This is a genomic window from Rhodococcus olei (genome assembly GCF_039540555.1).
In the GTDB taxonomy this organism is placed as follows: Bacteria; Actinomycetota; Actinomycetes; order Mycobacteriales; family Mycobacteriaceae; genus Rhodococcus_G; species Rhodococcus_G olei.
This window is the reverse complement of the sequence record NZ_BAABFB010000050.1, coordinates 1-17,887: the sequence shown is the minus strand read 5'-3', so window position 1 is coordinate 17,887 and position 17,887 is coordinate 1. Positions and strand designations below refer to the sequence as shown.

The 17,887-nt window shown below is 70.2% G+C and carries 15 protein-coding genes; 5 read left to right on the top strand and 10 right to left on the bottom strand.

Features of this window, described 5'->3' with window-relative positions; all coding sequences use genetic code 11:
* Positions 1 to 275: 275 nt before the first annotated feature.
* The 5 genes from ABD951_RS15625 to mhpA form a co-directional block, all read right to left on the bottom strand.
* Positions 276 to 1,466 carry an NAD(P)-dependent malic enzyme gene (locus tag ABD951_RS15625; protein WP_345346547.1) on the bottom strand — a complete coding sequence of 397 codons (1,191 nt, stop codon included), beginning with the start codon at positions 1,464 to 1,466 and terminating at the stop codon, positions 276 to 278.
* Positions 1,467 to 1,528: 62 nt separating this feature from the next.
* On the bottom strand, positions 1,529 to 2,443 hold the full coding sequence (locus ABD951_RS15620) for a dioxygenase family protein (RefSeq protein ID WP_345346544.1): 915 nt from the start codon (positions 2,441 to 2,443) through the stop codon (positions 1,529 to 1,531).
* The gene (locus ABD951_RS15615) at positions 2,443 to 3,528 is read right to left on the bottom strand and encodes a maleylacetate reductase (protein WP_345346541.1); all 1,086 of its coding nucleotides are present in this window, start codon (positions 3,526 to 3,528) and stop codon (positions 2,443 to 2,445) included. Before ABD951_RS15615 ends, ABD951_RS15620 begins: the two co-directional genes overlap by 1 nt.
* A gap of 11 nt (positions 3,529 to 3,539) precedes the next feature.
* Complete coding sequence (locus tag ABD951_RS15610; protein ID WP_345346538.1) at positions 3,540 to 4,634, bottom strand: alpha/beta hydrolase; 1,095 nt, start codon at positions 4,632 to 4,634, stop codon at positions 3,540 to 3,542.
* Positions 4,631 to 6,235: a bifunctional 3-(3-hydroxy-phenyl)propionate/3-hydroxycinnamic acid hydroxylase MhpA gene (mhpA, locus tag ABD951_RS15605; protein ID WP_345346535.1), complete on the bottom strand. Its 1,605-nt coding sequence runs from the start codon at positions 6,233 to 6,235 to the stop codon at positions 4,631 to 4,633. The genes ABD951_RS15610 and mhpA overlap by 4 nt, the downstream gene beginning before the upstream one ends.
* A gap of 190 nt (positions 6,236 to 6,425) precedes the next feature.
* Here mhpA and ABD951_RS15600 point away from each other — a divergent pair, with 190 nt between their 5' ends.
* The gene (locus ABD951_RS15600) at positions 6,426 to 7,472 is read left to right on the top strand and encodes a helix-turn-helix transcriptional regulator (RefSeq protein ID WP_345346532.1); all 1,047 of its coding nucleotides are present in this window, start codon (positions 6,426 to 6,428) and stop codon (positions 7,470 to 7,472) included.
* Positions 7,473 to 7,518: 46 nt separating this feature from the next.
* On the opposite strand, the gene ABD951_RS15595 is transcribed toward ABD951_RS15600, so the two are convergent.
* On the bottom strand, positions 7,519 to 8,439 hold the full coding sequence (locus ABD951_RS15595; protein ID WP_345346529.1) for a LysR family transcriptional regulator: 921 nt from the start codon (positions 8,437 to 8,439) through the stop codon (positions 7,519 to 7,521).
* Between the two features lie 70 nt (positions 8,440 to 8,509).
* Between ABD951_RS15595 and dapA the strand changes: the two genes are divergently transcribed.
* Entirely contained in the window at positions 8,510 to 9,409 is a 900-nt protein-coding gene (gene dapA / locus ABD951_RS15590; RefSeq protein ID WP_345346526.1) for a 4-hydroxy-tetrahydrodipicolinate synthase, read from the top strand.
* Between the two features lie 129 nt (positions 9,410 to 9,538).
* The gene (locus tag ABD951_RS15585; protein WP_345346523.1) at positions 9,539 to 11,494 is read left to right on the top strand and encodes an acyl-CoA dehydrogenase family protein; all 1,956 of its coding nucleotides are present in this window, start codon (positions 9,539 to 9,541) and stop codon (positions 11,492 to 11,494) included.
* Positions 11,495 to 11,596: 102 nt separating this feature from the next.
* Here ABD951_RS15585 and hsaA read toward each other — a convergent pair whose 3' ends face one another.
* A complete protein-coding gene (gene hsaA / locus ABD951_RS15580) occupies positions 11,597 to 12,763 on the bottom strand; it encodes a 3-hydroxy-9,10-secoandrosta-1,3,5(10)-triene-9,17-dione monooxygenase oxygenase subunit (RefSeq protein WP_345346520.1) in 1,167 nt (388 codons plus the stop codon).
* Positions 12,764 to 12,926: 163 nt separating this feature from the next.
* Here hsaA and ABD951_RS15575 point away from each other — a divergent pair, with 163 nt between their 5' ends.
* Entirely contained in the window at positions 12,927 to 14,081 is a 1,155-nt protein-coding gene (locus ABD951_RS15575; protein ID WP_345346517.1) for a 3-ketosteroid-9-alpha-monooxygenase, oxygenase component, read from the top strand.
* A gap of 265 nt (positions 14,082 to 14,346) precedes the next feature.
* Complete coding sequence (locus ABD951_RS15565) at positions 14,347 to 15,138, top strand: SDR family NAD(P)-dependent oxidoreductase (RefSeq protein ID WP_345346511.1); 792 nt, start codon at positions 14,347 to 14,349, stop codon at positions 15,136 to 15,138.
* Between the two features lie 375 nt (positions 15,139 to 15,513).
* Here ABD951_RS15565 and ABD951_RS15560 read toward each other — a convergent pair whose 3' ends face one another.
* The 3 genes from ABD951_RS15560 to ABD951_RS15550 form a co-directional block, all read right to left on the bottom strand.
* The gene (locus tag ABD951_RS15560) at positions 15,514 to 15,903 is read right to left on the bottom strand and encodes a VOC family protein (RefSeq protein WP_345346509.1); all 390 of its coding nucleotides are present in this window, start codon (positions 15,901 to 15,903) and stop codon (positions 15,514 to 15,516) included.
* Positions 15,904 to 16,007: 104 nt separating this feature from the next.
* Positions 16,008 to 16,739, bottom strand: a complete 732-nt coding sequence (locus tag ABD951_RS15555; protein ID WP_345346506.1) for a flavodoxin family protein — start codon at positions 16,737 to 16,739, stop codon at positions 16,008 to 16,010.
* 135 nt (positions 16,740 to 16,874) lie between these two features.
* Positions 16,875 to 17,795, bottom strand: coding sequence for a VOC family protein (locus ABD951_RS15550; RefSeq protein ID WP_345346503.1), 921 nt, complete (start codon positions 17,793 to 17,795; stop codon positions 16,875 to 16,877).
* Positions 17,796 to 17,887 lie beyond the last annotated feature (92 nt).

The window sequence follows — 17,887 nt, the reverse complement described above, 5'->3', positions numbered from 1 at the left end:
GCTCGACCGAAGTTCCTCTGATCCACGGTTCGGGGTGGGCGCCTGGACTCATTCGAGTGGCCGGCCTGGGCTGATCATCGTCGGCTGTGGTTCCGGTCGGACGAGCTGTTTGGGGCTCAGCGCGTCGTCGCGGTTCCAGAAGTCGGCCGGGACAGTCTCGGCCTCCTCGAGCACCTCGGTCGGCGTCCAACCGGACTCCGACTCCGGGGCGAAGAACAGGTGATCGCCCGCCGGGCGGCAGCGCGCGGACCGGCGCCGGCAGCGCGGCGGTGTCGTCACGACCCCGTGACGGGGCCCTGGACCGCGGCGGTCGCCACCGCTGCGGCGACCGCGGGCGCGACCCGCTCGTCGAGCGGGCTCGGGACGATGTGGTTCGGCGCCAGCCGTTCCGACGCGAGCTCGGCGATCGCCCGGGACGCGGCCAGCTTCATCGCCGGCGTGATCCGGGTGGCCCCGGCGTCGAGGGCGCCGCGGAAGATCCCGGGGAAAGCCAGCACGTTGTTGATCTGATTCGGGAAGTCGCTGCGGCCGGTCGCGACCACCCGGGCGTGCGCGCGGGCGACGTCGGGGTGGATCTCGGGATCGGGGTTCGACAACGCGAAGACGATCGCGTCCTCGGACATCAGGGCCAGGTGCTCCGCGGGCACGGTACCCGAGGACACGCCGACGAACACGTCGGCGCCGTCGAGCGCGTGGGCGAGGGTGCCGGTGCGCCCGCGGGGATTGGTGCGGGCCGCGCAGGCGGCCTTGGCCTCGGTCAGGTCGTCGCGGCCGGTGTGCAGGATGCCCCGCGAATCCAGCACCGTGACGTCGACGATGCCCGCCGCGAGCAGGATCTCGGCCACGGCGATACCGGCCGCCCCGGCCCCCGACACCACCACGGTGAGCCCGGCGAGCTCACGGCCTACCACGGCGGCGGCGTTGGTGAGGGCGGCGAGCACGACCACCGCCGTTCCGTGCTGGTCGTCGTGCATGACCGGCACGTCCAGCGCCTCGACGAGGCGGGCCTCGAGCTCGAAACACCGCGGGGCCGAGACATCCTCGAGATTGACGGCACCGAAGCTGGGACGCAGGCGCACAAGGGTTTCGACGATCTCGTCGACATCCGTGGTGTCGACGACGAGCGGGATGGCGTCGAGGTCGGCGAACCTCTTGAACAGCGCGGCCTTGCCCTCCATCACCGGCAGGGATGCGGCCGCGCCGATGTCACCGAGACCCAGGACCGCGGTGCCGTCGCTGACGACCGCGACGAGACGACCGGCCCAGGTGTAGGCGCCCGCCGCTCGCGGGTCGGCGTGGATGGCGCGGCTGACCTCCGCCACGCCCGGGGTGTACGCGATCGACAGATCGCGCCGGTCCTCGAGGGGTGCCGTCGGCGCGATCGCCAGCTTCCCCCCTCGGTGCGCAGCGAAGATCTCGGCGCTCGTCAGGGTGATCCCGGCCGGGTCACGGACTGGGTCGCTCATGGGCAATTCCTTGTCCCGGCATGCCCGTACGGGTGTGCCGATCGGTGGGGCCGGCGGCTCGTTCAGATGCCGGCCGGTGCGAGAACGATGTCGAAACGCACTCGGGACCAGGCGATCCCGCCGAGGTCGCGCCCGCCCGGGGTGGGACTGTCCGCAGGCTGCCGCACGAAGTCCTTGACCAGCGAGTCCTTCACCCCGAACACGCTGTCGCGGGCGAGCAGATCGTCCCCCGCGACGAAGATGTGGGTGACGAGGGTCCGCAGGTTCTCGGCAGCGACCATGAAGTGCAGATGGGACGCGCGCATGGGCGATCGGCGCACCGCCGCGAGCAGGGCGCCGACCGGCCCGTCGTGGGGGATCGGGTAGGGCACCGGCGTCAGCCCCCAGAAGCGGTAGCGCCCCTCGGCGTCGGTGTACAGGTGCGCCCGACCTCCGACGCGGCCGTCCGCGTACTGGACGTCGTAGTGTCCGTCCTCGTCGCACTCCCACACCTCGATCCGCGCGCCCGGCACCGGCTCGCCGTCGATGTCGGTGACGGTGCCCTCGACCCAGCAGGGCTCGCCGACCGCGCCGCCGGCGATGTCGCCGCCGAGCGGGATCCGCGGTGCGTCGTCGACGAAGAACGGGCCGAACACCGTCGCCTCGGTGGCACTGCGGTACGCCCGGTTGTTGACGGCGATCGTCTGCATGGATGCACCGAGAACATCGGAGAGCAAGATGAACTCCTGCCGTGTGTCGTCGGTGATGTGACCGACTGCGGTCAGGAACTCGATCGCGGTGTTCCACTCCTCCTCGGTGAGCCGTACGTCCCGGATGAACGCGTGCAGGTGCCGGGTCAGCGACCGCATCACCGTCCGCAGCCGCGGATCCGGGGTTCCGTCGAACGAGGCGACGACCTCGGCCACGAGTGCGTCTTCGACCGCCCGCTGCTCCGGCGGGACCGTGGCAGTCGTCGGCGTCGTGCCGGGTTCGGTCATCACTGGATCTCCCTTTCGCTCGTGATCGTCCGGGCGTCGGTACCGCGCCACGCCGCGTGCAACAGCCGGGTCAGGTCGTGGGCCGTGACCGGGCGTGGGTTGCCGGCCGGCAGCACCGCTGTGATGGCCTCGACCGCCTCACCGATGTCGGATCCGTCGAATCCGATGTCGCACAGTGCCTGCGGTGCACCGATCCGGTGTCGCAGACGCTGCAGCCCCCCGAGCGCGGTCGGCGCGTCGAGGGCGGCCGCGATCCGACGTTCCGCCTCCGGGTCCGCCGGCGCGTTGAACGCGAGCACGTACGGCAGCACGATCGCGTGCGTCTGCGCATGCGGCAGGTCGAACGCGCCACCGAGGACGTGACAGATCTTGTGGTGCAGCCCCGACCCTGCCGAGGAGAAAGCCACCGCAGACAGGTACGCCGCGTACAGCACGTGCTCGCGCCCGCTCAGACCCCGCGGATCCGAAACCACCTGCGGCAGGCCGGTCCGAAGGGCGGTGATCCCCTCCTGTGCCAGGGCCCGGTCGATCGGATCCGTGCGCGGTCCCCACATCGCATCGATGCAGTGCGCCAGCGCATTCAATCCGGACGACACGCTGAGGGGCACCGGCAGCGAGAGGGTCAGTTCCGCGTCGTAGATCACCGCGCGCGGCAGCACCCGGGCGTCCACCCCTGTGCTCTTGCGGCCGGCCTCGGTCAGGCCCCACACGGTGGTGGCCTCGGAGCCCGCGTAGGTGGTCGGCACCGCCACGATCGGCAGCCCGCTGGTCAGGGCGATCGCCTTGGCCAGACCGGTGGCCGAGCCGCCTCCGATGCTGACCACGACGTCGGCCGAGCTCACGGCCGCGGCGGCGCGGGCTCGCTCGGCCACCTCCGCAGGCACGTGCATCACCACCTCCTCGTGCCGGTGCACGACCGGCAGGGAGGCGGTGACGTCCCGCGTGCGCGCGGCCTCCGCGGGTGACGCCACGACCATCACTCGGCCGGCGCCCAGCCGCCCGACCTCGTCGGTGAGCATCGTGGCGGCGCGGCCCGAGCCGAAACGCACCCGCTGCGGCAGGCTCTCGTGCTCGAAATCGAACATGTGCATCCTTCTCACGATTCAGCGGTTGCGGGCGCGGGCCCCGCGAGCCGCTCGGCGAACCAGTCCGCAACGAGGTCGTTGCGTTCGTCGGCGTGGTTGTAGAGGGTGTGCTCGCCGTCCTCCCACACGCGCAGGCTCGCGTCGCCGTCGGCGCCGTCGAGGAACGGCTGCTGGTCGGCGAGCTCGACGAGCGGGTCCGCCCCGCCGTGCAGCACCAGCAGCGGGCACCGGATCCGGTCCACGGACGGGTCGAAACGCAGGCGGTCGAAGTTTGCCGTGACGGCGGCCGCATCGGTCGTGCCCAGCATCGCCGCGGCCTGCTCGCCGAAGGTGCGGAAGGGCAACAGCCGCGGCGCTGCGAACGCGCCGTTGACGCAGCAGGCCGCGACATCCGGATTCCGCGCCGCGGTGAGCGCGGCGAACAGACCACCGACACTGTTGCCCCACAGACCGACCGGGCCGCCGGTCTGCTCGCGTGCGTACCGCACGAATACTCCGTAGGCGGCCGCGATGTCGACGTCGAGGTGGATCCCGTACCGCAGCCGAGTCTCCCCCTGCCCAGGACCCTCGGCCAGGATCGTGGCCAGGCCTCGCGCTGCGAGTGCGTCTGCATAACGCAGATAAGTTGCACCCCAACCGCTCTGGCCCCCGAACACGATCACCGTCCCGGCCTCGGGAACGCGGTCGGGCCGCACGTGCCAGCCCACCAGCGCGCCCCCCTCGAACGGAAGCTCGACCCGGCGCATCGTTGCGGGCGTCATCCGCGCCGCGGCCGCGACGGCGCCGACGAACGCCTCGTACAGCGCCTTCTTACGGTCGGTGTCGAAGTTGATCGACATCTGCGCGAACAGGAAGTCTCCGGCCGCCGCGCGACAGGAGCGCAGCGCGGTCACCCGGTGCCCGGCGGTGACCGCCGCATCGGCGAGCTCGAGCCGATGACGGCCGAGCCGTTCGGCGGCCACCTCCCAGCGCTCACCCGCCTCGGTCGCGCGTTGCAGCAGAACGACATCCGCGTGGATCATGCCCCCGTCGAGCAGCCGGGTCGCCGGCATCGCCCGCCAGTGCGCGGCGGACTCCGCCGACAGCGTGTCGCCCATGGCGGTCATGCGGTCACCTCGGCCCGTCGCGCCGGGGCGTCCACGAAGCAAAGGTCGGCCCGCAGGGCATCGACGAGCGCAGGCAGTTCGGTCAGCGTCCCCGCGCCGTAGAGATGGAAGTCCGGGCGGGCGATGTACGCCTCGATGCCGTGGGCCGCCAGGTAGTCCGCGTAGGTTCCGTCGACATCGTCGAAGGAGGCGGGTCCGCCCGGCTCGGTGGTGACGACGACGGCGCCCAGTTCGTCGAGGAACGCCCGCTGGTCGGCGTCGAGCACCGATCGGGGGTCACGGGTCGCGACCACCACGAATCCCCAGCCGAGCACGTCGTCGAAGCGGCCCCGCCGACCGGCTGCGGAGACGACCCCCTGCGGTGACAGGGTTCCCGCAGGCGGACGCGGTGATCCGTCCGGGCCGGCAGCAACGACCCCGGTCGTGATCGTCGGGAACGGCGGCAGCGGCGGGACCTCGCCGCGCCGGAACGCCTCGTCCCGGGCGGCGGCCGCCTCCGGGTCCTTCAGGTTCGCGACCCGGCCCAACTCGACGGCGCACTGCTGGATCACCTCGACGTGAGGGCGGCGCTCGGACTCGTAGGTGTCGAGCAGGTCCGCGGTGGCCCGCCCCGACAGCACGAGATCCAGCTTCCAGGCCAGGGTGATGCCGTCCCGCATCCCCGAACAGGCCCCCTGCCCCATGTAGGGAGGCATGGTGTGGGCGGCGTCGCCGGCGAGCAGTACCCGGCCGCGGCGCCAGGTCTCGGCGCTGCGGGCGGAGAACGTGTAGACGATCTGCCGCAGGATGCGGATGTCGTCCGGGCCCAGTCCGTGACGGCCGCGGAACCACTCCCACGCGAACTCGGGGGTCTCCATCCGCTCGACGTCGTCGCCGGGCAGGACCGCGAGCTCGAAGCGCTGGCGGCTGACGCCGATCGGCATGAACATGTTCGGATGCCCGGGATCGCAGTACTGCCGGGTGACCTCGAAGTCGGGACCGAGTGGGCGCAGACACTCGGTGTCGATGTTCAGCCAACGGTCGTCGACGCCGAGGTCGGAGCGTTCGATGCCGAGCGCGTTGCGAACGAAACTGTTCGCGCCGTCGGCACCGACGACGTACCGGGCGGTGATCGTCCGGTCGGCGGCACCACTGGACCACTGCTCGTCCCGGTCCCGCGACCACGGCCGCACCACGAGGGCAACGTGGTCACCCTCCTGCTCCAGCGCCACCACGCCGACAGCCTGGTTGATCTCGACGTTCGGGTAGGTGCGGGCGCGCTGGTCGATCGCCGACTCGATGTCGGGCTGGTACATCGAGTAGTGGGCGGCGAACCCGCTGGACCGTCCCGACCAGTCGACCTCGATCAGCAATTCGCCGTCGCAGCCACGCCACTCGTAGACCTGCTTCGGCGAGGCATCCCGCAGTGCGAACTCGACGTCGCCCGCCGCCTGGATGATGCGCGCGGTCTCGCCGTCGATGTGGGTCAGTCGTGGCAGTCCGTACAGATCCGGCCAACGCTCGAACACCGCGACCCGGTGCCCGCACCGGCCGAGAAGCGAGGCGAGAACGAGGCCGGTCGGCCCGTACCCGACCACTGCGACATCGAAATCCGTGGACACAACGACTCCTTGCTACCCGTGGGCCACCTGTGGTTCCGGTACCCGATGCGCAAGGACGGTAGGAGGGTGTGATCTGCGTCGCTATCCGGATCGCGCCGCGATCAGCCGGATCGCGCCACGGGATCCGGGAACCCCGGACGGGCTGGGATAGCCTGGAGTCTCCAGTGGTCACGGGTTGACCGAGGTTGACGTGGGCGAGAGTGCATATACCGACATCCGGGAACAGCGGGACGGCGCACCGGCGCCGGCGGGCCCGCTGGCGAACCACGACGCCCTCAGCACCGCGGACATCGACGAATTCCGCAGCCGCGCATCGGAGTTGCTCAGCACCCACAGCATCCGACGCAGCGACACCGGGGCGGCGCCGTTCGACGGACACGTGCGGGTCGCCGGGCTCGGCGACCTCCGGTTCGTCTACCTCGAGCAGGGCGTGGGCATGGACGTCGACATCCTCGAACGGATCGACTACTACGACCTGATGCTGGCGGTGTCGGGAACGAACCGGCTCACCGCCGGCGACGATCGCGCGTGGGTGGGCGACGGGCGGGGCGCGGTGCTGTCGCCACGCATGCGAGCACGAATGCAGATGGACGCCGACTACCGACAGATACACCTGCGGATCGACCCCCGGGCGCTCGATCGGCGGCTCGAGGCCCTGCTCGGACGTCCACCGCACGCCCCGCTGACCTTCGACCTGCCGATGGACCTGACCTCGCCCCGACTGTCGACGTGGACGTCGTCGCTGCGGTTGCTGCTGCGGGACCTGGACCAGGCCGACGGCCTCAGCCGGCACCCGCTCGCCGCCGCGACCTGGCAGGACATGGTGCTGACCGGGCTGCTGCTGGCGCAGCCGCACAGCTACTCGGCGGCGCTGGCCGAGCCGGGGCGACCGCAGGTCCACCGACGCGAATTGCGGGAGGCGATCGACTTCTGCGAAGCACACCTCACCGAGCCGCTCACCATCGGCGAGATCGCCCGGCACGTTGGGGTCAGCGTGCGCTCCCTCCAGCGCGCGTTCCAGGAGGGCCTGGGCACCTCGCCCGGCCGGTACCTGCAGTCGCTGCGGCTCGCACGCGTCCGCCGGGACCTGCTCGACGCCGATCCCGGCTCGTCGGTGCCGGTGACCGAGGTCGCGTACCGCTGGGGATTCGTGCACCTGTCCCGATTCGCGGCGGCCTACCGCAGGCAGTACGGCGAGCTGCCGTCCGACACCAGGTCCCGCGCGATCCACGGGTGATCCGCGGCGACTGCGGGAACCGGGATTCTCGAACGAGGGTGCCGCCTCACGGCTGGCTCGGCAGACCCGCCACGGCGTCCCGAATCCTTGTTGCCGCGCAATGCAGTTCGGAACCGACCGCGGCGAACGCCGGCCGAGACCGACTACCCCGCCGGTAGGCGATCCGGGTGCGTCGCCCGATCGGCAGGGCGGTCAGCACCACCCCCGCCGGGACGTCGGTCGCACCGAGCTGGGGCACCAGAGCGACACCGGCCCCTGCGGCGACCAGCCGCAGTACCGTCGCGAAGTCGTCGATGCGATGGGCCACACGCGGCTCGAAGCCGTGGGACTGGCAGGTGCGTACGGTCATCGTGTGGCAGAGGGTGCCGGGATTGCCGACGATCCACGGGCTCGCGGCATGACTGCGGATCACGGCGGCGCCGGACGTCGTCGACGCCTCCGGGGTGGCCAGGAACACCACCTCGTCGAGGAGCGGCTCGAGTTCGACGCCCGGGCCCATCGTCGAGGGGACGTTGTCGTACTCGTGCACGAGCGCGACGTCGAGCCGGCCGCTGCGCAGCAGGTCGGGGACGTCGGCGGGGTCGACCTCCGTCACCGTCAACTCCAGGTCCGGTTCGGCGCGACCGAGTTCCAGCAGCGCGGGCAGGACGAGGGTGGGCAGTGCGGTGGGAAATGCCCCCAGGCGAACCGACCCCGACAGGCCCGACTCGCTCGCGGCCAGGGCCGCCGCGGCCCGTTCCAGGTCCGCGAGAACCACCTCGGCGTGCTCGACGAGCACGACCCCGGCCGGCGTCAGATCCACCCGGCGCCCGGTGCGCGTCAACAGCGGCCGACCCGCCTCGCGCTCGAGCGCCGCGAGCTGCTGTGACACCGCCGACGGCGTGTACGCGAGCGCCTCCGCGACCGCCGCGATGGTTCCCCGGCGGGCGAGTTCGCGGAGAAGCCGGAGCTTGCGCACATCGAGCATCAGTTCATCTTACGAGCAAACCCAGAGACCGTAACTGGATCTTGATGGTGGCGGCGCCGAGACTGGGCACATGACACTCCACCTCACCGGAATTCACGTCCCACTGGTCACGCCCTTCACCGACAGCGGCGAACTCGCGGCCACCCACCTGGAACGGCTCGCGCACACCGTGATCGACGAGGGCGCGGCCGGCATCGTCGCGCTCGGGACCACCGCGGAGCCGGCCACGTTGAGCCCACAGGAACGTCGGGACGTGCTGCGGATCTGCAGCAGGGTGTGCGGCGAACGCGGTGTTCCGCTGCTGGTCGGTGCGGGCTCCAACAGCACCGCCGACACGGTGCGCGCCATCGACGAGGTGGACCGGCAGGCCGATGTCGCAGCCGTCCTGGCCGTGGTCCCGTACTACACCCGCCCGTCCGAGGCCGGGGTCGTTGCGCATTTCGAGCACGTCGCGGACCGCAGTCCCCGTCCATTGGTTCTGTACAACATTCCGTACCGCACCGGCCAGCACCTGGGCTGGGAGTCCGTCCTGCGCCTGTCGGAGCATCCGCGAATCGTCGGGGTCAAGCAGGCGGTCGGCGCCGTGGACACCGACACCGCGTTGCTGCTCTCGCAGGCCGCCGACACGTTCTCGGTGCTCGCGGGCGAGGACGCGCTCGTCTCGCCGCTGCTGGCGATGGGCGCCGCGGGCGCGATCGCGGCCACCGCAAACGTCTGCACACCCGAACTCGCCGAACTGTTTCGGTTGTGGCGCAACGGAACGCCGGCGCAGGCCCGAACCCTCGGGCAACGACTGGTCCCCCTCGTCTGCAGGCTCATGTCCGAACCGAACCCGACCGTCGTCAAGGCCGTCCTCCACGCCCAGGGACGCATCCCGACCCCGGACGTCCGGTTGCCGCTCCTGCCCGCCGGGGAGCCCTCGGCGATCGTCGCCGCCCTCGAGCAACTGCGCCTGCAGTACGCCGCGTGACACCGCGTCCGCGCGGCCCGATCGGCACGTCGCCGCGGTGACCGACCTCGACAGGGGGTTTCGCGCGAGCGCCGCGAGGGGAATACTCGCGAGTAGCTTGATGAGTGTCGCCCGTCGAGGAGGCGGATCATGGTGTCACCGGCTCAGGTCAGCGAGGAACAGGCACGCGAGGTCGCCGAGGAGGCCCGCGAGAGCGGCTGGGAGAAGCCCTCGTTCGCCAAGGAACTCTTCCTCGGCCGATTCCGCCTCGACCTGGTCCACCCGTATCCACGACCGGCACCGGAGGACGCCGAGCGGACCGAACGGTTTCTCGTGAAACTTCGCGAGTACTGCGCGGACCTCGACGGATCGGTGATCGAGCGCGACGCGCGGATCCCCGACGAGTACGTCCGCGGGTTCGCCGAGCTCGGCTGCTTCGGACTGAAGATCCCCGAGGAGTACGGCGGGCTCGGACTCTCGCAGGTCGCGTACAACCGGGTGTTGATGCTCGTCGGCTCGGTCCACCCGAGCATCGGCGCACTGCTGTCCGCCCACCAGTCGATCGGCGTCCCCGAACCCCTCAAACTCGCCGGCACCGCGGAACAGAAGCGAGAGTTCCTGCCCCGCTGCGCGAAAGGTGCACTGTCCGCGTTCCTGCTCACCGAACCCGACGTCGGGTCCGACCCGGCACGGATGGCGTCGACCGCGACACCCGTCGAGGACGGTGCCGCCTACGAGCTCGACGGCGTCAAGCTGTGGACCACGAACGGCGTGGTCGCCGAGCTGCTGGTCGTGATGGCCCGGGTGCCGAAGAGCGATGGGCACCCCGGCGGCATCAGCGCGTTCGTCGTCGAGGCCGACTCCCCCGGCATCACGGTCGAACACCGCAACTCCTTCATGGGCCTGCGCGGCATCGAGAACGGCGTCACGCGACTGCACCGGGTGCGAGTCCCGGCCGAGAATCTGATCGGACGCGAGGGTGAGGGCCTGAAGATCGCCCTGACCACGCTGAACGCGGGCCGCCTCGCGTTGCCGGCGATGTGCACCGCGGCAGGCAAGTGGGCGCTGAAGATCGCCCGCGAGTGGTCGGCGGAGCGCGTGCAGTGGGGGCGGCCGGTCGGTGAGCACGGTGCGGTCGCGGCGAAGGTCTCGTTCATCGCGGCAACCACGTTCGCCCTCGAGGCCGTACTGGAGCTGTCGAGCCAGATGGCCGACGAGGGACGCAACGACATCCGCATCGAGGCCGCGCTGGCGAAGCTGTGGGCCAGCGAGATGGCGTGCCGCATCGCCGACGAGCTGATCCAGATCCGCGGCGGCCGCGGCTACGAGACCGCGGCGTCGCTGGCCGCGCGCGGCGAACGGGCGGTACCGGCCGAACAGATGCTGCGCGACCTGCGGATCAATCGGATCTTCGAGGGTTCGAGCGAGATCATGCGGCTGCTGATCGCGCGGGAGGCCGTCGACGCACACCTGACCGCCGCGGGAGACCTTGCGGACCCCCACGCGGACCTGCAGCACAAGGCGAAGGCGGCGGTCGGCGCCAGCGGGTTCTACGCGAAGTGGCTGCCGCACCTGGTCTCGGGCAAGGGACAGCTGCCCAACTCGTACGGCGAATTCGACGCCCTGGCAACACATCTGCGGTTCGTCGAACGCAACGCCCGCAAACTCGCGCGGTCCACGTTCTACGGCATGGCCCGCTGGCAGGCCGGCATGGAGAAGCATCAGGTGTTCCTCGGCCGGATCGTCGACATCGCCGCCGAACTGTTCGCGATGTCGGCGGCGTGCGTGCGCGCGGAACACGAACGCACCACCGACCCGGCCCGGGGCGCGGGTGCGCTCGAACTCGCCGACGTGTTCTGCCAGCAGTCGCGGCTGCGCATCGACCGCCTGTTCGCCGGACTGTGGGAGAACACCGACGAGATCGACCACCGGCTCGCGTCGAACGTCCTCGGCGGCGAGTACACGTGGCTCGAAACCGGGGTACTCGACCAGAGCGAGGGCACGGGGCCGTGGATCGCGTCCTGGTCGCCGGGACCGTCGACCGAACCGAACCTGGCCCGCAGGTTCGCGACCACGGCGGAGCCGACGAGCGTTCCCGAGAGCTGACGCGGTGTCCGGCGAGTCGACCCCCCGGCCGCCGACGCCGACCGTGACGAGATCATCGATTCTCTTGTCGGGCAACGGACGTCGCTCCTGGTCGCACCGCGCTCAGATCATGTTGTCCTCGACCGGTAGCCCGAACGCGCCACGGCCGTAGAGGGCGAGGGCACGTTCGGTGTCGTTGGCCACGTGCGCGCCGCCCGCGTGAGCGTCCCGCCATCCCCGTTCGATCGGGTTGCCGGTGTCGAGGGAGGCGCCGCCGGAGATCTTGAACAACTTGTCGATCGCATCGAGCGCACGTTCCGTGCCCATCACCTGATCGCGGCGCGCCCGCAGCCGCATCTGCATCGGGATCTCGTTGCCGGCCGTCGCCGCCTCCATCAGCGCACGCACGTTGCGATCCATCTGCAGGATCGAGGCGTCGATCTCGGACGACGCCCGACCGACCGTGACCTGCGCGAACGCGTCCTCGACGAAGCGGCCGCCGCCGAGGCTGAGTCGCACCCGGGACCGCATCCGCGTCAGGAACTCCTCGTAGCAGCCCGCCACCACCCCGAGCACCGGGGCGGCGATCGCGGAGCTGAACACGGTGGCAAACGGAATCCGGTACAGCGGACCGGTGTTCACCTTCTGCCCGGGCCCCCGCAACTGGGAGAACTCGTAGTTGTGCATCACCCGGTGGTCGGGCACGAAGGCGCGCTCGACGACGATTTCGTTGCTGCCGGTGCCGCGCAGACCGACGCTGTCCCAGACGTCGCGGATCTGGTAGTCCGACCGGGGCACCAGCAGCGTGGTCGTGTCGACCGCGTCGCCGCGTTCGTCCACGAGCAGCCCGCCGAGCAGCGCCCAGCCGCAGTGGTCGACACCCGACGAGAACCGCCAACACCCCATCAGCTCGTAGCCGCCGTCGACGCGGACCATCGTCCCGACCGGGGAGTACGACGACGCGATCAGCGTGTCGGGGTCCTCCCCCCACACCTCGGCCTGCGCGGTGTCGTCGAACAGGGCGAGGTGCCACGGATGCACACCGAGCACGGCCGTGACCCATCCGGTGGACCCGCACTCCGCGGAAATCGCACGGACCGTCTCGAAGAAGTGCACCGGGTCGGACTCGAGACCCCCGTGCCGGGCCGGCTGGAGCATCCGGAACACGCCGGCCTCGATCAGCGACCGGATCACCTCGTCCGGTACCCGGCGGGCCAGTTCCGTCTCGCGCGCACGTTCAGCGATGGTGGGCAGCAACTCCCGCACCCGGCCGAGTACCACGTTCTCCATTGTTCCGATGCTATCGGCTCGCGGACACGGACCGCAGCGTGCGCCGGATCCCACGGTCCCGGCCAGTGAGACGTCGCCGATGCCCTCTGACCGGCGTCGTTAGCGTCGCCCGAAGTGATCGTGCCGTCCGGTGGCGGCACCGCCCGAACGGAAGGATGAGCCCGTGACACGCACGCAGTCCGACGAAGTCCGCGTCATCGACGCCGGCGTCGCGCCCACGAGGTTCGCCCGAGGCTGGCACTGCCTCGGGCTCGCGAAGGACTTCGCCGACGGCACGCCGCACGGCATCGAGGCGTTCGGCACCAAGCTGGTGGTGTTCCAGGACAGCGAAGGCGCGCTCAACATCCTCGACTCGTACTGCCGGCACATGGGCGGCGACCTGAGCCAGGGCACCGTCAAGGGCGATTCGGTGGCGTGCCCGTTCCACGACTGGCGCTGGGGCGGCAAGGGCAAGTGCACCTCCATCCCCTATGCGCGTCGGGTGCCGCCGCTGGCCCGTACCCGTGCCTGGACCACCCTCGAGCAGGACGGGCTGCTGTACGTCTGGCACGACCCCGAGGGCAACGCGCCGACCGACGCGGACATGTACATCCCGCGCATCGAGGGCGCGCTGAGCGACGAGTGGTCCGACTGGGTCTGGTACACCACCGAGGTCGACACCAACTGCCGCGAGATCGTCGACAACATCGTCGACATGGCGCACTTCTTCTACGTGCACTACTCCTTCCCGACGTACTTCAAGAACGTCTTCGAGGGGCAGGTCGCCAGCCAGTTCATGCGCGGTCAGGCGCGTGAGGACGCCCGCCCGCACGCGGCAGGAACGCCGAAGATGCTGGGCAGCCGATCCGACGCCTCGTACTTCGGGCCGTCGTTCATGATCGACGACCTCACCTACCGGTACGAGGGGTACGACGTCGAGTCCGTCCTGATCAACTGCCACTACCCGGTCTCGCCGGACAAGTTCGTCCTGATGTACGGGATCATCGTCAAGAAGTCCGACAAGTTCACCGGCGACGCCGCCGCCGAGATGGCGAAGAACTTCGGCACGTTCATCGCGAAGGGCTTCGAGCAGGACATCGCGATCTGGAAGAACAAGACCCGCATCGAGAACCCGCTGCTCTGCGAGGAGGACGGCCCGGTCTACCAGCTGCGACGCTGGTACGAGCAGTTCTACGTCGACGTCGCCGACGTCACGCCGGACATGGTCGACCGGTTCGAGCACGAGATGGACACCACCAAGGCGGTCGCCGCCTGGCAGAAGGAAGTCGACCAGAACCTCGCAGAGAAGGCGCGGGAGAATGCAACCGCTGGAGTGTGACACCTGCGGCGCGCGCGTGCGGGTCCTCAAGCACAGCTGGGAGCACACCGCCGTGCAGTGGGACGCCGAGGCGCGGGAGCGATGCCGGGAGATCCACGAGTGGACCGGCAGGGAGGGCCGTCCCGGAGCTCCCGTACCCCGCTGCGAAGCGTTGAGCGCCACCATCGATCGGGCGGCTCGACACGGCCGGCTCCCGATCACCAACGAAGAACCCGTGCCCGGGCCGACAGTCGCCCACTGACCCCCTCGAGGGAGAGGATCACCGATGATCGACATCACCCAGTACGGCCCGTGGGCCGTCATCGCCGGCGGCTCCGAGGGCGTCGGATCCGCCTTCGCGGACGAGCTCGCCGCCGCGGGCGTCAACCTCGTCCTGATCGCCCGCAAGCCCGGCCCACTCGAGGAGACCGCCGCGAAGGTGCGGTCGCACGGCGTCGAGGTCCGCACGCTGTCCCTCGACCTGCTCGTCGAGGATGCGCTCGCGCAGATCCGGGCCGTGACCGACGACATCGAGGTCGGGCTGCTGATCTTCAACGCCGGCGCCAACTCCTACGGCCACGAGTTCGTCACCGGCGACCTCGACGGCTTCCGTGGCGTGATCGACCTGAACATCACCCGGCAGCTGGAGCTCTCGCATCACTTCGGCGGGCTGATGAAGGACCGCGGCCGCGGTGGCATCGTGCTGCTCGGCTCGCTGGCCGGCTACATGGGCTCCGAGCACCAGAGCATCTACGCGGCGTCGAAGGCGTTCAGCCGGGTGTTCGCGGAGAGCCTGTGGCTCGAACTCGAGCCGTACGGTGTGCACGTGGTCGAGCTGGTTCTCGGTGTCACCCGCACGCCCGCCATGATCCGCGCCGGCCTGAACTTCGACGTCCCCGGCATGATCGTCCAGGAACCCGAGGACGCCGCCCGGGAAGGCCTCGAGCACATCACCGACGGCCCGGTCTGGGTCGCCGGCGGCAACTACGAAGGCGCCCGGAAGCGCGCCGGGTTCCCGCGCGACCGGCTCGTCAAGGGCGCCGCCGAGACCATGCGCAAGCTGCTGAACCGCTCCTGACCCCCGTCTCGACCCGATCGGCTGTGGCCGCGACCTCCAGGTCGCGGCCACAGCCGATCGGCGCCTCCTCGTCGGCGAAGAGCACAGGACCGACCCTCGTCCGGCTCACCGTGGCGTCTCCCGCCCTGCGACGTGACGTCGGCGTCAAAGTTCTTCCGCCGAAGGACAACACGATCCCAGTCCGGCGCTCTCGGCGCTCGGGGGGTGTCGACCCGAGGGAGGACACCCCCGCCGGTCCACGATCGGAGAAGTCCCGGAGTTCTTCGCGGACAAGGACGTCGATGTCGTGATGATCAACGGTGGCGTGCCCGGCGTGACGAGCGCGAACCCGTTGCCGCGCGAGTTGGGACCGCACGGCAACGGATTCGCGGTCTCCTATCCCCCGGACCCGTACGGCCGGGTGAGAATCTCCAGGTAATGCCCGTCCGGATCCAAGAAGTACACCCCGCGGCCGCCGTCGTTGGTGTTGAACTCGCCCGGCCTGCTCTGCCGCGGATCCGCCCAGTGGTCGCGGCCCTTCGCACGAATCCGGCCGTAGATGGCGTCGAAATCGTCCTCCGACACGAGGAACGCATAGTGCTGCCGCGCGATGTCCGCGTCTCCCGGTGGCTGCGCGTAGTCGAGAGTGACGCCGTTCGCCAGTGTCACGGACAGGAAGTGGCCCGCCGGAACGGGATCCGGCAGTCCGAACAGCGTGGTGAGGAAGGTGGCCGAGCGCTGCTTGTCCCGCGCTGCGACGATGGTGTGGTTGAACGAGATGGTCACGAAGGAACCCCTCAGGTACGACGCCTCCATGCCTGACGCAGTCCGCCACCGGCACGCGACGCTCCCCCCAGAATGCCGAGCGAGTCTTCCCCGCGCAAGTCGGATCAGCGGTAGTCGGGGTTCGGGAAGCTCGGATGACAGCCCGCGTCCCACAGCGAACGCTGGTTGCCGTGGGCGGGAATTCCGCCCGCCGCCTTGAGCATTGCGGCCAGGTGCATGAGGTTGTACGTCATGAAGGTGGTGTTGCGGTTGGTGAAGTCGTTGTCCGGGCCACCGGAGCCCTCGTCGAGGTAGGACGGTCCCGGACCGGCCTCGCCGATCCATCCGGCATCGGCCTGCGGCGGAATCGTGTACCCGAGGTGCTGCAGGCTGTAGAGCACGTTCATCGCGCAGTGCTTGATGCCGTCCTCGTTGCCGGTGAACAGGGCACCGCCGACACGGCCGTAGTACGCGTACTGTCCCTTGTCGTTGAGGATCGCCGAGCATCCGTACAACCGTTCGATCACTCGCTTCATCACGGAACTGTTGTCGCCCAACCAGATCGGACCGGCGAGCACCAGGATGTCCGCGGCCAGGATGCGTTGGAACAGCCTGGGCCACTCGTCGCTCTCCCAGCCGTGCTCGGTCATGTCGGGGTACACCCCGGTGGCGATGTCGTGGTCGACGGCCCGGATCTGGTCGACCGCGACCCCGGCGTCCCGCATCAACCCGACGCTGCGGTCGATCAGTCCCTGGGTGTGACTTCGCTCAGGTGAGCGTTTCAACGTGCAGTTGACGTACACCGCGAGCAGGCCGCTGAAGTCGGGACGCGGGTCCGTGGCCGGGAAGCTGGACATCGACGACCTCCGTGGGACGGTGGGCACTCGTCAGTCCACGATAGGCGTCCCGACCGGCGCGGGTGGGCCGGAAACGTCGAATGCGGCGGCCGCCTCGTGAGCGGCCGCCGCATCCGGCGGTGGTGCGGCCTTCGGTCAGACCTGCGGGGTGAACGCCGCGAGAGGCTCGGAGCCGGACCAGTCGTGGCCCCAGTAGCTGTCCGCGGTGATCTCCTCCGCCGTGAAGTGGCTCTCGTCCACCAGCATGCCCTCGGTGCCGAACTCGAGGTCCCAGCCGCCGGGGGCCCGGACGTAGAACGAGACCATCTTGTCGTTCGTGTGCCGGCCGAGGGTCGAGGAGAGCGAGAAGCCGAGCTTGTTGACCCGGTCCAGAGCCTGGCCGACGGCGTCGAGGGTGTCGACCTCCATCATCAGGTGCACCAGGCCGGGCGCGTCGGTCGGCGGCGCCGGGCAGATCGCCAGGCTGTGGTGCCGCTGGTTGACACCCAGGAACCGCACCCGGCGGGCCGGGCCGGGGGCGTCGAGGCCGCCGAGACGGATCGCGCCGCGCGGCAGGAACCCGAGCACCTCGGTGTAGAAGTCGAACGTCTTCTCGAAGAACGGTGTCGGCAACACGACGTGCCCGAGCCCCTGGGGGCCGGTCACGAACCGTCCGCCGTGCGGGGTGACGATCGGGCTGTGGTCGAGAACCGGCCCGAAGAACACCTCGAGCACGGTGCCGGCCGGGTCGGTGAACGTGATCGCCCGCTCGACGCGGCGGTGATCCGCCTCGTCCTGCGTCAATTCCCGCACCTCGACACCGGCCTTCTCGACCTGCTCGCGCACCGCCTGCAGGGCGAACTGGTCCCGGACCTCCCAGCCGACGGCGAGGACCTTGTCCACGTCGCCGGGCAGCACCTGCAGCCGCGACGTGCGCTCGTCGACCCGCAGGTACAGCCCGTCCTCCTCCGGGCCCGATCCGACGGCCATGCCGAGGCCGTCGACCACCAGCTCGCGCCAGCGCGGCAGGTCCCGCGACTGGACCCGGAGATACCCGAGGGATCGGATGTCGGTCATGTTCTCTACCAGTCCTTTTCGAAGAATCAGATCATCGAGCGGTGGATGCCCTGCGGCTCGCCACCGAGCTGGGTCAGCGCGGAGGCGTGGAA

Coding starts and splice junctions, on each gene's coding strand:
- ABD951_RS15585 (WP_345346523.1), top strand. CDS start 9,539: ATGGTGTCACCGGCTCAGGTCAGCGAGGAACAGGCACGCGAGGTCGCC.
- hsaA (WP_345346520.1), bottom strand. CDS start 12,763: ATGGAGAACGTGGTACTCGGCCGGGTGCGGGAGTTGCTGCCCACCATC.
- ABD951_RS15565 (WP_345346511.1), top strand. CDS start 14,347: ATGATCGACATCACCCAGTACGGCCCGTGGGCCGTCATCGCCGGCGGC.
- ABD951_RS15620 (WP_345346544.1), bottom strand. CDS start 2,443: ATGACCGAACCCGGCACGACGCCGACGACTGCCACGGTCCCGCCGGAG.
- ABD951_RS15615 (WP_345346541.1), bottom strand. CDS start 3,528: ATGTTCGATTTCGAGCACGAGAGCCTGCCGCAGCGGGTGCGTTTCGGC.
- ABD951_RS15550 (WP_345346503.1), bottom strand. CDS start 17,795: ATGACCGACATCCGATCCCTCGGGTATCTCCGGGTCCAGTCGCGGGAC.
- ABD951_RS15625 (WP_345346547.1), bottom strand. CDS start 1,466: ATGAGCGACCCAGTCCGTGACCCGGCCGGGATCACCCTGACGAGCGCC.
- ABD951_RS15555 (WP_345346506.1), bottom strand. CDS start 16,739: ATGTCCAGCTTCCCGGCCACGGACCCGCGTCCCGACTTCAGCGGCCTG.
- ABD951_RS15610 (WP_345346538.1), bottom strand. CDS start 4,634: ATGACCGCCATGGGCGACACGCTGTCGGCGGAGTCCGCCGCGCACTGG.
- dapA (WP_345346526.1), top strand. CDS start 8,510: ATGACACTCCACCTCACCGGAATTCACGTCCCACTGGTCACGCCCTTC.
- ABD951_RS15595 (WP_345346529.1), bottom strand. CDS start 8,439: ATGCTCGATGTGCGCAAGCTCCGGCTTCTCCGCGAACTCGCCCGCCGG.